The sequence below is a fragment of the Achromobacter sp. DMS1 genome (genome assembly GCF_001270295.1).
Genome location: NZ_LHSJ01000088.1, coordinates 7003 through 21452 on the forward strand (window position 1 = coordinate 7003; position 14450 = coordinate 21452).

The 14450-nt window shown below is 68.8% G+C and carries 12 protein-coding genes and 2 pseudogenes; 9 read left to right on the forward strand and 5 right to left on the reverse strand.

Annotated features, from left to right (window positions below; all coding sequences use genetic code 11):
- The first annotated feature begins 35 nt into the window (after window positions 1-35).
- On the forward strand, window positions 36-230 hold the full coding sequence (locus tag AD428_RS24905) for an oxidoreductase-like domain-containing protein (protein WP_082308380.1): 195 nt from the start codon (window positions 36-38) through the stop codon (window positions 228-230).
- 37 nt (window positions 231-267) lie between these two features.
- On the opposite strand, the gene AD428_RS12270 is transcribed toward AD428_RS24905, so the two are convergent.
- The 4 genes and pseudogenes from AD428_RS12270 to AD428_RS29500 form a co-directional block, all read right to left on the reverse strand.
- On the reverse strand, window positions 268-705 hold the full coding sequence (locus tag AD428_RS12270) for a GNAT family N-acetyltransferase (protein ID WP_053245350.1): 438 nt from the start codon (window positions 703-705) through the stop codon (window positions 268-270).
- A gap of 52 nt (window positions 706-757) precedes the next feature.
- Window positions 758-2496 (reverse strand): annotated as a pseudogene (locus tag AD428_RS12275) (peptidase M14).
- Window positions 2497-3198: 702 nt separating this feature from the next.
- The gene (locus AD428_RS12280) at window positions 3199-3639 is read right to left on the reverse strand and encodes a GyrI-like domain-containing protein (protein WP_053245351.1); all 441 of its coding nucleotides are present in this window, start codon (window positions 3637-3639) and stop codon (window positions 3199-3201) included.
- Window positions 3640-3853: 214 nt separating this feature from the next.
- Window positions 3854-4225: pseudogene (locus AD428_RS29500) on the reverse strand (CPBP family intramembrane glutamic endopeptidase); the annotation flags it as partial.
- A gap of 755 nt (window positions 4226-4980) precedes the next feature.
- Here AD428_RS29500 and AD428_RS12285 point away from each other — a divergent pair.
- From AD428_RS12285 to AD428_RS12320, 8 genes are all read left to right on the forward strand, one after another.
- Window positions 4981-6441 carry a M81 family metallopeptidase gene (locus AD428_RS12285; RefSeq protein ID WP_053245352.1) on the forward strand — a complete coding sequence of 487 codons (1461 nt, stop codon included), beginning with the start codon at window positions 4981-4983 and terminating at the stop codon, window positions 6439-6441.
- Window positions 6442-6496: 55 nt separating this feature from the next.
- Window positions 6497-8062, forward strand: a complete 1566-nt coding sequence (locus AD428_RS12290) for an ABC transporter substrate-binding protein (protein WP_053245363.1) — start codon at window positions 6497-6499, stop codon at window positions 8060-8062.
- Between the two features lie 26 nt (window positions 8063-8088).
- Window positions 8089-9024 (forward strand): ABC transporter permease, encoded by a 936-nt coding sequence (locus AD428_RS12295; RefSeq protein WP_152968068.1) that lies wholly within the window; start codon window positions 8089-8091, stop codon window positions 9022-9024.
- 25 nt (window positions 9025-9049) lie between these two features.
- A complete protein-coding gene (locus AD428_RS12300) occupies window positions 9050-9910 on the forward strand; it encodes an ABC transporter permease (RefSeq protein ID WP_369798750.1) in 861 nt (286 codons plus the stop codon).
- An 8-nt stretch (window positions 9911-9918) separates the two neighbouring features.
- Window positions 9919-10917, forward strand: coding sequence for an ABC transporter ATP-binding protein (locus tag AD428_RS12305; RefSeq protein ID WP_053245354.1), 999 nt, complete (start codon window positions 9919-9921; stop codon window positions 10915-10917).
- A gap of 7 nt (window positions 10918-10924) precedes the next feature.
- Window positions 10925-11893: an ABC transporter ATP-binding protein gene (locus AD428_RS12310; RefSeq protein WP_053245355.1), complete on the forward strand. Its 969-nt coding sequence runs from the start codon at window positions 10925-10927 to the stop codon at window positions 11891-11893.
- Window positions 11894-11920: 27 nt separating this feature from the next.
- The gene (locus AD428_RS12315) at window positions 11921-13369 is read left to right on the forward strand and encodes an N-acyl-D-amino-acid deacylase family protein (RefSeq protein WP_053245356.1); all 1449 of its coding nucleotides are present in this window, start codon (window positions 11921-11923) and stop codon (window positions 13367-13369) included.
- A 99-nt stretch (window positions 13370-13468) separates the two neighbouring features.
- Window positions 13469-14098 (forward strand): helix-turn-helix domain-containing protein, encoded by a 630-nt coding sequence (locus tag AD428_RS12320; protein WP_053245357.1) that lies wholly within the window; start codon window positions 13469-13471, stop codon window positions 14096-14098.
- A gap of 30 nt (window positions 14099-14128) precedes the next feature.
- On the opposite strand, the gene AD428_RS12325 is transcribed toward AD428_RS12320, so the two are convergent.
- A complete protein-coding gene (locus AD428_RS12325) occupies window positions 14129-14368 on the reverse strand; it encodes a hypothetical protein (RefSeq protein ID WP_053245358.1) in 240 nt (79 codons plus the stop codon).
- Window positions 14369-14450 lie beyond the last annotated feature (82 nt).

Sequence of the window (14450 nt, forward strand, 5' to 3'; positions counted from 1 at the left end):
GGCGTGCCGGCACGTGCCGGCGTTATCATGGAGCCATGAATTCGCCCGTCACGACCAAACCGGCGCCGAGCGCCGATCCCCGTCCCGAGCCCCCTGAGCCGCCCGCGCCCGAAGCGTGCTGCAACAGCGGGTGCATACCCTGTGTTTACGACCTGTACAACGAGGCCATGGATGCCTACCGCGAGGCCCTGAAAGCCTGGAAGGCCAGGCATCCGGAAGCGCAATCCTAGAATGCCCGGGCGCAACCCCGTTTCAGGGCAAGCACGCCTAGCCCGGCAGCCTCATGTGCAGCACCGGAAAAGGCCGGCCCGCCGCATCGCGTTCCGACCGGCCCACGTCCACGAATCCGTAGTGCAGGTAGAAGCCGTGGGCCTGCGGATTCTGTTCGTTCACGTCCACCAGCAGACTGCCGTGCAGCGAGCGCGCGAAATTCAGCAGCCGCCTTCCCGCGCCGCGGCCGCGCTTGCTGGCGTCGACGAACAGCATCTGCACTTTGTTGCCGTCCAGCCCGATGAAGCCGGCGATTTCGCCGTCTTCGTCCTCACAGACCCACACCCGCACCGCGGGCAGATAGACATTGAGCACCTGCGGATAGAGGGCGTCGATGTCCTGCTCGGTCAGGAACGTGTGCGTGGCGCGCACCGAGCGCAGCCAGATGTCCGCCAGGACCAGGTCGTCTCCGTGATTGCGTTCTCGGATGTTCATGCTCTTGTAATTGCTGGGTTGCTGCGCGCCGGCCGGCGGCGCGGCGTGTCGATCAATATCCTGAACGGTGGATCTCGGCGGCCGCCAGCACGGTTTCCATTTGCACCGTGTGGGCGAACACGAAGCGCTCGCCGTACACCGTTTCGTCGGGAAACTCCGAGATCAGCGCAAGCGGCAGCGTTTCGCGGTCGGTTTCCTGGATCTGGACCGGGATGCCGTTCAGCACCTCGAATCCGGTTTCGAGGGCGTGGGCGCGAAAGAGTTCCAGTTGCCGCGCGTTGAACCCCGCCAGCCCGGGCACATTGCGCGCCAGTCGCGCCGTCACGCCCTCGACCAGCCGGCGGGCGCGCTCGCCCCAGCCGGGGTGGTGCCGCGCCAGCAGCATGAACCCCTTGGGCAGCGTCCACGATTCGAAATGCCGGGGCAGGTAGCCCGACAGCGGCCGGGTCCATTCATGGGCCGGGTAGCCGTGCAGGTTGACGTGCAGTTGCGCCCCGCTCAGCGCATGCGCCTGGTGACGGGCTTCGCGCTCGAAAAACGGCGCATGTTCGCGGTAGGCGATATCGTCGCCCAGCGCGCTGTAGCGCGAGGCATGCAGCATGTGGCGAGGATGCTGCTGGCGCAGCCGTTCGAAAAGCGCGTAGCCGTCCGGGTTCTCGCAGGCCACCAGCGCGAAATGCGCCTGGCCCGTTTCCTGCAGGCGGCGCGCCGCGCGCAGCGCGCCCACCACGCCCGAGCTTTCGTTGGCGTGCTGCGCGCCCGAGATGAACACCGCCGGCCCCGGGCCGCGCACATAGGCTCCCAGCACCGGCCGCCCCTGGCGCGACACCGCCTGGAAGGCGTCCCCACCGATCTCCGCCATGCAGTGGGCGATCTGCGCCGCCGTCAGCGGCCGGTCCAGTTCCGCCAGCGGCGCGGGCGGCGCGGACGGGGCCTCGGGGCTCGGTCGGCCGGAAGGGTTCCATGATCATGCGCACGCGCGCCGCCCCGTCGTGCCGCCGGATGTCCGGGATGATCTGCCCCGGCTGCAGCCCGCGGTCGCCGGGCGGGCGTCCCGAATGGCGCTGGAAGAACTCCAGCAGCGTGAAATAGAGGTCTTCGTGCAGCGCCTCCAGCGTGCTGACGATCTCTTCGTCCACCGGCAGCGCGAAATCCATGCCCGGCAGGTCGACACGGATTTCCAGCCGCTCGAAATAGGGCTCGTGCGCGCCCCAGGCGCGGTTGCGCACCGTGTCCACGATGCTGCGGAACACCTGCTGGTATTCGGTCGCCTGCGCCGCGTCGACCTGCGTCCGGCCGTCGGCGTCGCGCACCCGCAGCCAGCCCGTGGGCGACAGCACCGGCTCGCCTTCCGGCGTCTGCCCCAGCGCATTGGGCGCGAACACCCGCGCCTGTGTCACGCGGCCGTCGCGGTACGCCAGACGCACGTCGTAGTGCAGGTCGCAAGCGCCCGGCTCCATGGTCAGCGCAGCCGGCTTGAGCAGCGCCGCCAGCGGATACGCCTCCAGCGCGAAGCGCCGCGCCTGCGCCTGCGCGTGCACCGGGTAGCGCAGCGTCGCCGACTCCAGGCCGTCGAGTTCCACCTCTTCCAGAAAGAAATGCAGCAGCGGCTTGTAGGCGCTGCGGAAACGCGCCGTCACGCCGGCGCGCCAGCCGCGCCTCGGCGGCCCGGCGCGCCTCGGCGTCCTCGAACAGCCACCCCTCCACGACCGACCCGCGCCAGAACGGCGCCTGATAGGCGTGTGTCCAGGCGTCCAGCGTGCGATCGAAGGTTTTTTCCAGCAAAGGCATGGTCGGGTCTTTCCTCGGGAGTGTCTGCGCCGGGCACGGTCGGCAAGCATACCGCCGCAAGCCCGCGGACGGGGAGCGGCGCCGCGCGTGGCGTCCGCCGCCTGAACGCACAAAGCCGATTGCATCTCCGGACCAGGCCGGCGCGGGAAAGCGGCCTCCTGCATACGGGCAAACATCGCCAGTTATACAGGTCGCGTCTCTTCCGTCACAAGCAATGCGCCGTTTATCGACAACGCGCTATACCGCTGCCCGGGAGCAAAAACGATTCACCTGATCGAGGCTTTCATTAATCGTTTTTCAGGTTGGAGAGTATTGCGAAGAAAATGTTTTGTGGTTGCGCCAAGTTTCTGCTGTGAATTTTCAAAAACATGAGCCGCCTGGACTTCGGTGCATTGTCAAATGGTTTTATTGCATCAAGAACATAAAAAGTGCTCTGCCGCTTTTTCTCATGGTGGACATTTGACCGGGACGGCGAGGCGTTTTTCCCGGCGAGGAATATCCATGGATGCTGGCGAAGAATGGTATTGCTTGCGGTGAGAACATGAAGATCAACGGCGATGCGGCGTCTGCGGCCAGGTGGACAGCGCAATCGGCTTCGTCGGTTCCCCGTCAGCGGACAACGACCGATAGCGGTTCGGAGCGTGGGTTAACCCGGGCATGCGCTGCCCCGGCACGCAAACCTGTCTCCGCCTGCGCACGGGTTCAGCCCTCCGCCACTCCGATCTGGATTTCGATGCGGTTGGCGGCGGATTGGGGGCCTGCCCAGGCGTGATAGACCTCGCGGCTTTCGGCGGTGGGGGTGAGGCCGGCTTCGGCAATGGCCCGCAGCAGGGGCTGGTAGCCCTGCGAGAAGAGCCGGTCCAGCGGGCCCTGGTAGAGCAGGCTGGCGCAGCGCAGGCGCGGCAGCGTGTGCGGGGCGGCGCCGGCGACGGGCAGGCAGTAGTCGAGTTCGAACGGGGTTTGCGCATCCTGGGGCAGGCCGTGGGCGGCGAAGACCGGCGGGCCTTCGACGCGCAGGCCGCCGGCGGCGGCCTGCCGCTCGAGCTCGGGGTAGATGCCGGCGGCCAGCGCGCCGACCTGGGCAAGGGTGACTCGCCGGCGGTCGCGCAGCACGGCCAGGGGTTCGACGGTTTTCAGCTCCAACGCAAGCTCCTGTGCAGGTGTGGGGAAATGGCGGGTTCAGGCCGCGCCGGTGGCGAAGGCGACAAGATGGGCCAGCGCGTGGGCAATGATGGCCGATTCCAGTCCGCGGCGCCAGTACAGCAGGCCGAAGAGCAGGCCGGGCAGGGTATTGGCGATGAGAACATAGCCGACGACCCGGGGGCGTCAGCGGGGCGCCCAGGGCGGCGAGGGCGGGCAGGTGGCCGGCGGCGAAGAGCGCGGCCGAGAGGACGATGGCGGCGACGAACCAGGCGCGGCGCGGCTCGCCGGCGCGCCGCTGGATCAGGCGCCACGGCAGCCACGCGAGCAGCGTCATCGCGCCCCAGCGCATGAGCACTTCTTCGGTGATGCCGCCATAGAGCAGCCGGGCGGCGGCGGGAATGCGCAAGGTATCGCCCAGGGCTTGCAGGGGCGCGGGCGTCGCGGCCTTGAGGGCGAGCAGAAGCAGGCCGGCGGCCAGGCCGGCCGCGGCGGCGGGAACAAGCTGAGGCTTCAGGCGCGGCGCGGCGGGCGCGTCGGCGAGCGCGGCTTCCAGCACGGGCGCGCGCAGGCCGAGCGGACGGGACATCGCGGCGCCGGCCCAGGCGGCCAGGGCCAGCAGGATGCCGCTTTGGGCCACGCTGGCAATCAGCGCGAGGGGGCAGCGGCACGGGCGGCGAGGCGCTCTCCACCAGGCGGGGCACCGTGGCGCCCGCCATCGCGACGACGCCGGCCATCGCGGCCAGCCACAAGACGGCGCACAGTCGGAACAGCGGGCTTTTCTGCAGGGCGGCTTCGGCGTTCATGGGGCGGGCGGAGACAAGAATGCGGTCGATGGGCCGGCGATGCCGGGCGTCGCGCTTGCGCGGCGCGAGCGCATTCTAGGGGGCGGCGGCGGGCTTGTCACTTGCGCGAAGGGCGGCGTGCGAGGTTCAGGGTTTTCCCGCGCCGAAGCCGTGGCGCACGCGGTCGTGCGCGCAGGGACGGGATGGCGCGAAAGCCAGGCGTGGCGCGCGTTTGCGGGCGGGCGGCCGGTCAGATGCGCGGTCGCGCGCATTCCCTAAGGTTATAGACCCTGTCGTCTTGGCTATTTGTATGCGCCGCGAGCGCGATAGCATGATGTGTGCACGGGCCGTGCAGCATGTGGACGGCCTTGATTCATCAACGCCGGCCGCGCAGGCCGGCGGACATAACCTGATCGAAAAGCATTTCAGGGGGAACCAGATTCCGACGGCGCGCTGTGCGCGACCGCCGCGGAAGGCGCGAAACCACGGCGGGCCGGATGGCGCGGCCCGGCATGGCTACGCGCCGCTGTTTTCCCCGCTTGTGAGTGGGGATGATGATATGCGAGTTTTCAGCGCCGGCCTGGGCACCGAGACGAACACGTTTGCGCCGATGCCGACCAGTCTTGCGTCGTTCCGGGACCGCGATTACTACCCGGCGGGCACGCACCCGGACACGTTGACCTTTGCCGGCGCGCCGCTGTATGTGGCGCGCCAGCGCGGCAAGGCGCTGGGCTGGGAGCTGTTCGAGGGCGTGGTGACGTCGGCGCAGCCGGGCGGCATTACGACCCGTTCGGCCTACGAAACCCTGCGCGATGAGCTGCTGGCGGACTTGCGCCGCGCCGGCCCCGTGGATATCGCGCTGTTCGGGCTGCATGGCGCCATGGTGGCCGACGGCTATGACGATTGCGAGGGCGACCTGCTGCGCCGCGCGCGCGAGATCGTCGGTCCGGACACCGTCATCGGCGCCGAGCTGGATCCGCATTGCCACCTGACCGACGCCATGGTCGAGGCGGCCGATTTCCTGGTCTGTTTCAAGGAATACCCGCACACCGACATCCTGGACCGGGCCTACGACCTGGTGGACCTGTGCGTGGCCAAGGCGGAAGGCCGCATCCGGCCCGCGCACGCCGTGTTCGATTGCCAGATGATTTCCATCATGCACACCAGCCGCGAGCCCATGCGCGGCTTTGTCGACCGCCTGCTGGCCATGGAGGGCAGGGACGGCGTGCTGTCGGTGTCGATCGCCCACGGCTTTCCCTGGGGAGACACGCCCGACATGGGCGCCAAGGTGCTCGTGTACACCGACGGCGACGCCGCCCGGGCCGCAAGCCTGGCGCGCTCACTGGGCGAGGAGATCATCGGTTTCCGCGACCGGCTCGCGCCGCCGTACCCCGCCGTCGACGCCGCGCTGGACCAGGCGCTGGCCCATGGCGGATTTCCGGTGGTGCTGGCCGATTCGGCGGACAACGCCGGCGGCGGCGCGCCCAGCGATTCGACCTTCATCTTGGAGCGCGTGCTGGCGCGCGGCATCGAGGACGTGGCCATCGGGCCGTTCTGGGACCCGGTGGCCGTGCAATTGTGCTTCGAGGCCGGCGAGGGCGCGCGGGTGCAGTTGCGCGTCGGCGGCAAGGTCGCGCCGGTGTCGGGCCTGCCGCTGGACCTGGATGTCGAGGTGCTCGCGCTCAAGCGCGACGCCGAGATGACGGGCCTGGCCGGCACGCCGGCGGCGCTGGGAGATACGGCGCTGCTGCGCACGCGGGGCGTGACCCTGGTGCTCACCAGCTATCGGGTCCAGGCCATGGGCACCGATCTCTTCACGCAGTTCGGCGTGGACCTGGGGGCCATGCGCCTCATCGTCGTGAAGTCCTCGCAGCATTTCTATGCCGCTTATTCCAAGGTCGGCAAGCACGTGATCTACGTGGAGACGCCAGGGGCCATCACGCAGGACTACAACGCCTTGCCCTATCGCAAGGTCCGGTTGCCGAAGTGGCCGCTCGCGGCCGGCTCCGCCGCGGCCTGACGCGAACGGGCTCGACACAGGGCGCGCACAACACGCTTTTCACAAGGGGATGACCATGATTCGACGTTTCAGCCTGCTCGCGGCGGCGGCGCTCCTGGCGGCGAGTTCGGGGGCCATGGCGCAGGGCAAGACCTTGCGGCTGGTGCCGCACGCCGACCTGAAGACGCTGGACCCGCTTTTCAATACCGCCTATATCACGCGCAACCACGGCTATATGGTGTTCGACATGCTGTTCGCCCAGGACAGCAAGGGACAGCCCCGGCCGCAGATGGTCGATACCTGGAAAGTGTCGGAAGACGGCAGGCAGTGGCGCTTCACGCTGCGCCCGGGCCTGAAGTTCAGCGACGGCGCGCCGGTGACCGCCGAGGATTGCGTCGCCTCCCTCCAGCGCTGGGCCAAGAAGGACACCCTGGGCCAGGCGATGATGGCGGCGGGCGCGCAACTGGCCGCCACGGGCGCCGACAGTTTCACGCTGACACTGAAGGAGCCCTTCGGCCTGGTGCTGGAGGCCCTGTCCAAGCCTTCGGGCCTGCCGCCCTTCATCATGCCCAAGCGGCTGGCCGCCACCGACCCGAATACCCCCGTGACCGAGATGGTGGGCTCGGGGCCCTTTCTCTTCAAGCGCGACGAATGGGTGCCGGGCAACAAGGTGGTCTATGTGAAGAATCCCGCCTACGCGCCGCGCAAGGAGCCGGCCGACGGGCTGGCCGGCGGCAAGAACGTGAAGGTCGACCGCGTGGAGTGGGTCTACATTCCCGACGGCAACACCGCGACCGCCGCGCTCATGAACGGCGAGGTGGACATGCTCGAGCAGGTGGCGCCGGACTTCCTGCCGGTGCTGGAGTCCAACAGCGACATCAAGCTGGGAACCTCGGTGGCCTCGCAAGGCATGGTGGTCATCAACGCGCTGTATCCGCCCTTCAACGACGCGCGGGCGCGCCAGGCGATCTACTACGTGATCTCGCAGAAGCAGATGATCGCCGCCATGGGCTATTCCGAGAAGTACCGCGAAGACTACTGCCCCACGCTCTACATCTGCGGATCGCCCCTGGCGACCGACGCGGGAGCGGCGCCCTACGCCAGGCAGGACTTCGCGCGCGCCAGACAGTTGCTGCAGGAAGCCGGCTACAAGGGCGAGAAGGTGGTGCTGCTCTACCCCTCCGACCACCTGAGCGCGCCGGCCGTCATGGTGCTGTCGCAGAACCTGAAGAAGGCCGGCGTGAACGTGGACCTGCAATCCATGGACTGGGCTTCGCTCGCCGCGCGCCGCCTGAAAAAAGATCCGCCCGCGCAAGGCGGCTGGAACCTCTTCCTGACCTGGGGCGGCTATTACGACGCCAGCACGCCGGTGACCAACCCCTGGCTGTCGGCCGCCTGCGGCAACAGCCTGCCGGGCTGGCCCTGCGACAAGGAAATGGACGAGCTGCGCACCGCCTGGATACGCGAAACCGACGCCGCCAGGCGCAAGGAGCTCGCCACCCGGCTGCAGGAGCGCGCCTACCAGACCGTGCCCTATGCGATGTGGGGCGAGTTCAAGCCGGTATCGGCCACGCGCGGGCTGTCGCACACCGAGCTGCTCAAGACCGGCATTCCGGTCATGTGGAACATCGAGAAGCCGTAAGGCGGCCGCGCCGGGGGGAAACGAGCGTGAAAACCCTATTGCGCCGCATTGCGGCGGTCGTGCCGGTTATGGCCGTGGTGGCGGTGGTCGTGTTCCTGCTGATCCACCTGTCGCCGGGCGATCCGGCGGCGGTGATCGCGGGCGACAACGCCACCGCGGAAGACGTCGAGAAGATCCGCCGCAACCTGGGGCTGGACCAGCCCCTGCCGCGGCAGTTCGGCATCTGGGTCGCCAATATCGCCCAGGGGGACCTGGGCACCTCCATCGCCACCCAGATGCCGGTGTCCCGGCTCATCGGCCAGCGGCTGGGCCCCACCTTTTCGATCGCGGCCTTCACCATGCTGTTCGCGGTGCTGGCCGCCATCCCCCTGGGCGTGCTGGCGGCCTGGCATGCCGGACGCTGGCTCGACCGGCTGGTCATGCTGGTTTCGGTCTGCGCGTTCTCGGTGCCGGTCTTCCTCATCGGCTACAGCCTGGTGTACGGCTTTTCGATCAAGCTGGGCTGGCTGCCGGTGCAGGGCTACCGCCCGCTTTCCGAGGGCGCCGTCCCGTATCTGCGTCACCTGGTTCTGCCCTGCCTGTCGCTGGGCCTGGTCTACATGGCCCTGCTCACGCGCATGACGCGCACCACCATGCTGGAAGCCTTGTCGGAGGACTATATCCGCACGGCGCGCGCCAAGGGCCTGGCGCCCGGCCCGGTGGTCTGGCACGCGCTGAAGAACGCGGCCAATCCCATTGTCACCACCATCGGCGTGGGCGTGGCGCTGCTGATCGGCGGCGTGGTGGTCACCGAGACGGTATTCGCCATTCCCGGCCTGGGCCGGCTGACCGTGGACGCGGTGCTGCGCCACGACTATCCCGTGATCCAGGGCGTGCTGCTGGTGGCTTCCGGCATCTATGTCCTGATCAACCTGCTGGTCGACCTGAGCTACCGGCTCTTCGACCCTCGCATCCGCTATTGAGAGAACCGCCGTGACCGCATCCTCCCTGTTCCTGCCCGTGAAGCGGCCTGCCGGCCGGCGCGCGCTGCGGGCCCTCAAGCGCCATCCCACGCTCTGCGTGGGTACGGCCATCCTGGCGCTGCTGACGCTGGCCGCCCTGGCCGCGCCGTGGCTGGCGGCCATGGATCCCCAGGACATCGATCCGCTGACCCGCATGAAGCCGCCGTCGGCCGCGCATTTCTTCGGCACCGACGCGCTGGGGCGCGACGTGTATTCGCGCACCGTCTGGGGCGCTCGCGTCTCGCTCGTCGTGGGCGCCGTGGTCGCGCTGGCGGCCACTGCCGCCGGCGTGGCGCTGGGCATGCTGGCGGGCTACTTCCGCCGCGTCGATGCGTTCATCATGCGCATCATGGACGGCCTGATGGCGATTCCGGGCGTGTTGCTGGCCATCGCCCTCATGGCCACCCTGAAAGGCGGGCTCGGCACCGTCATCGTGGCCATCGTCATTCCCGAAATCCCACGCGTGGTGCGGCTGGTCCGCGCGCTGGTGCTCGCGCTGCGCGAGCAGCCCTATATCGAGGCGGCGGTGACCTGCGGCACGCCCGTGCCCGTCATTCTGTGGCGGCACATCCTGCCCAACCTGTTCGCGCCGCTCATGGTGCAGGCTACCTTCATTGCGGCCTCGGCCATCCTGACCGAAGCGGTGCTCAGTTTCCTGGGCGTCGGCATTCCGCCGCAGACGCCGAGCTGGGGCAACATCATGGCCGAGGGCCGCAATTTCGTGGCGGTGGCTTTTCACATCATTCTGTATCCGGGCCTGTTCCTGGGCGCGGCCGTGCTGGCCGTCAATCTCGTGGGCGACGGCCTGCGCGATATGCTCGACCCGCGCCTGGCTCGCAAACTCTAGGGAAAGCCATGCAGACCCAACCCGTCCTGCGCGTGCGCGACCTGCGCACCTGTTTCGAGGGCGAAGAAACCACGGTGGTGGCCGTCGACGGCCTGTCCTTCGACCTCATGCCGGGCGAGACCCTGGGCCTGGTGGGCGAGTCCGGCTGCGGCAAGAGCGTGACGTCGCTGTCCATCATGCGGCTGTTGCGCGCGCCGGGCCGCATCGCCGGCGGCAGCATCGAGTTCGACGGCCGCGACCTGCTGGCGCTGTCCGAGAAGGCCATGCGCGCCATCCGCGGCAATCGGCTTTCCATGATCTTCCAGGAGCCCATGACCTCGCTGAACCCGGTGTTCACCATCGGGCGGCAGATCGGCGAGTCGCTGATGCTGCACCAGGGCATGTCGTGGCGCGAGGCCCTGAAGCAGGCCGAGGCGCTGCTGGAGCTGGTGCAGATCTCCGACCCCGGCCGGCGCGTGCGCGAGTACCCCTACCAGTTGTCGGGCGGCATGCGGCAGCGCGCGATGATCGCCATGGCGCTGGCCTGCGAGCCCAAGGTGCTGATCGCCGACGAGCCGACCACGGCGCTGGACGTCACCATCCAGGCGCAGATCCTGCACCTGCTGCGCGGCATCCAGGCCCGGCTGGGCACGGCCATCGTCCTCATCACCCATGACCTGGGCGTGGTGGCGCAGATGTGCCAGCGCGTCGTCGTCATGTATGCCGGCCGCAAGGTCGAAGAGGGCAGCGTGGACGACGTGCTGGACCGCCCGCAGCATCCCTACACCCAGGCCCTGATCCGTTCGCTGCCCGCATTCGTGGACGGGCAGGACCATACCGCCCGCCTGGCCGAGCTGCCGGGCATCGTGCCCGTCATCACGCCCGAGTCGCGGGGCTGCGCGTTTGCCGCCCGCTGTCCCCAGGCCATGGACCGTTGCGCGCGGCAAGCGCCGCCCGCCGTGGACGCGGGCGTACGGCATCGGAGCTGGTGCTGGGCGCGGGCGGCGCAAACCGCCGAGATTGCCTGAGAACCCTATGGACACTCCCATTCCGGACACCCCGAACGCGGCCTCGCCGCTTTTGCAGGTCATCGGCCTGAAGAAGCACTACGCGCTGGAAGACGGCAAGGTGCTGCGCGCCGTGGACGGCGTATCGTTGTCGGTGCCGCGCGGCCACACGCTGGGCCTGGTCGGCGAATCCGGCTGCGGCAAGTCCACGACCGGCAAGTGCCTGGTCCGCCTGACCGATCCCACCGAAGGCCGCATCCTGCTGGAAGGGCGCGACCTGGCCGAGATGGACCGCCGCGAGCTGCGCGCCATGCGGCGCCGCATGCAGTTCATTTTCCAGGATCCGTATGCGTCGCTGAATCCGCGCATGACCGCTGGCGAGATCGTGGGCGAGCCGCTGCGCAATTTCGGCGGCGGCGGGCGTCCTCGCCAGCAAGAGCTGGCCTGGCTGTTTTCCAAGGTGGGCCTGCGTCCGGAGGCCATGCGCAAGTATCCCCATGAATTCTCCGGCGGGCAGCGCCAGCGGCTCGGCATCGCCCGGGCGCTGGCGCTGCGCCCCAGACTCATCGTGTGCGACGAGCCGGTGTCGGCGCTGGACGTATCGGTGCAGGCGCAGGTCATCAACCTGCTGATGGACCTGCAGCAGGAAATGGGCATTGCCTACCTGTTCGTGGCGCATGATCTGGCGGTGGTGCGGCACATCAGCCACCGGGTGGCGGTGATGTACCTGGGCCGCATCGTGGAGTCCGGCAGCCGCGAAGCCATCTTCGGCCGGCCCGCCCACCCGTACACGCGCGCCCTCATGGCTTCGGCGCCCTCGGCGCGCGAGCGCCGGCCCGCGCAGGTGCTCCAGGGCGAAATTCCCAGCCCGCTCTCGCCGCCTTCGGGCTGCGCCTTCCGCACGCGTTGTCCGCGGGCCGAAGCGCGCTGCGCCCGGGAGACGCCGCTGCCCAGAACCATCGCGCCCGGGCAGCAGGTGGCCTGCCATTTCGCCTGAGTCCGACCCCTTTACACGGAGAACGCCATGCCCGATTCCCTGACCCTGGACTATGTGCTGGCCGGCGGCACCGTCATCGACGGCGGCAATACGCCGGGCCGCGTTGCCGACGTGGGCGTGCGCGGCGACCGCGTGGCCGCCGTGGGCGACCTGGCCGGCGTGCCCGCCGGCCAGCGCATCGACGTGACGGGCATGGTGGTGGCGCCGGGCTTCATCGACTCGCATACGCACGACGACAACTATCTGCTCAGGCGCCGCGACATGGCGCCCAAGATCTCGCAGGGCGTGACCACCGTCGTCACCGGCAACTGCGGCATCAGCCTGGCGCCGCTGGCGCACGCTTCGCCACCCGCGCCGCTGGACTTGCTGGACGAGGGCGGCTCGTACCGCTTTACGCGCTTTTCGGCGTATCTCGACGCGCTGCGCGCCGCGCCCGCGGCCGTCAACGCGGCCTGCATGGTGGGTCACTCCACCCTGCGGGCGGCGGTCATGCCGGAGCTGCAGCGCAGCGCCACGGCGGCCGAGATCGACGCCATGCGCGCCCTGGCCGGCGAGGCGCTGTCCAGCGGCGCCATCGGCATATCCACCGGCACTTTCTACCCGCCGGCCGCGCACGCCACCACCGAGGAGATCATCGAGGTCTGCCGGCCGCTGGCCGAGCATGGCGGCATCTATGCCACCCACATGCGCGACGAGAGCGAACACATCGTCGGCGCGCTGGAAGAGACGTTCCGCATCGGCCGCGAACTCGGCGTGCCCGTGGTGATTTCGCACCACAAGCTGGCGGGCCAGCCCAACTTCGGACGCTCGCGCGAGACGCTGGCGCTCATCGAGCGCGCCATGGCCGAGCAGCAGGTTTCGCTGGACGCCTACCCTTATGTGGCCGGATCCACCATGCTGAAGAAGGACAAGGTGCTGCTGGCCGGGCGCGTGCTCATCACCTGGTGCAAGCCCTTTCCCGGGCTGGCGGGCCGCGATCTGGACGAAGTGGCGACCGAGCGTGGCAAGTCCAAGTTCGACGTGATAGACGAGCTGCAGCCGGCCGGCGCGATCTATTTCATGATGGACGAGGGCGACGTGCAGCGCATCCTGGCCTTCGGGCCGACGATGATAGGTTCCGACGGCCTGCCGCACGACGAACGGCCGCATCCGCGCCTGTGGGGCACCTTCCCCCGGGTGCTGGGCCACTATTCGCGCGACCTGGGCCTGTTTCCGCTCGAAACCGCGGTATGGAAGATGACCGGGCTGACGGCGGCCAGGTTCGGGCTGGCCGGGCGCGGCCGGATCCTGCCGGAATGCTACGCGGACCTGGTGGTGTTCGACCCGGCGCGTATCGCGGATACCGCTACCTTCGAGCAGCCCACCGCCCGCGCGGCGGGCATCCACTCGGTATACGTCAACGGCGAGCCGGTCTGGCGCGAGCAGGCCCATACCGGCCGGCATCCGGGCCGCGTGCTCGGCCGGCATGCGCAATGAACGCCCGCCGGGCCCGACCCGTTCCGCAACGCTACAATCTGCCGACGGCGGGGCCCGGGCCCCGCCCAACCCGACCCACATCTTCTGACGACACCCCACATGGCCGCTGCCGCCAAATCCGTTCCTCCCGCGATCGTAGGCAAGGAAGAAATGGGCGCGCGCCTGCGCAGGGAGCGCAAGGCGCGGAAGATGACGTTGCAGGCCCTGTCGGCCGCCTCCGGTATCGCCGTCTCCACGCTGTCCAAGGCGGAGCTGGGGCAGATCGCCCTGAGCTACGAGAAGTTCGCGGCCCTGGCGCGGGCCCTGCGCATCGACATGACGCGCCTGTTCATGGCGGGTGAAGGCGACCCGGCGCAGGTGGCGCCGACCTTCGTGAAGAACAGCCTGGCCGACGCCCGCGACTACGTGACCGAGAACTACCACTACCGCCTGCTGATGGGCGAGTATCCGAGCAAGAAGATGATCCCCATGTGGGGCACTATCGACGCGCGCGATGTGGCCGAGTTCGAGGACTACATCCGCCACCCCGGCCATGAGTTCGTGGTGGTGCTGTCCGGCAAGGTGCGCATCCAGTTCGAGAACGGCGAGAGCGTGGTGCTCAACCGCCACGAGTCGGCGTATTTCGACAGCGGCATGGGCCACGTCTATCTTTCGCTGAGCAAGAAGCCCGCCGAAGTGCTTGCGGTGTGCAGCGACGCCGAGGCGCTGCCCATACCCAAGCCGCTCTAGGGAACCCGCCCCGGCGCGTTCAGCCTTGGGCTATCCGCCCAGCTCCTGAAAGGCGTGCCCGTTTTCCTGCAGTTCCTTCAGCAGCGCGGGCGCGAGTTCGCTTTGCCAGATGTGGCCCGAGAACCGCCATTCCCGGGGATGGGCCAGATCGGGCAGGCCGGCGCCCTTGGGGGTGTACAGGCCCAGCGTGGGCTTGGCGAGGTTGAGGTAGAGATCGAATTCCTGCTGCGCCGGCGGGGAGGCGGCGGAAGGGGACGAGGGTTGCGGCATGGCAGTCTCCCGGCGGTGTGGGGGAAATCCAGGATAAGCCGGCCTCGGCATCCGCGCGCGGCGCGATTTCGAAACAATGTTT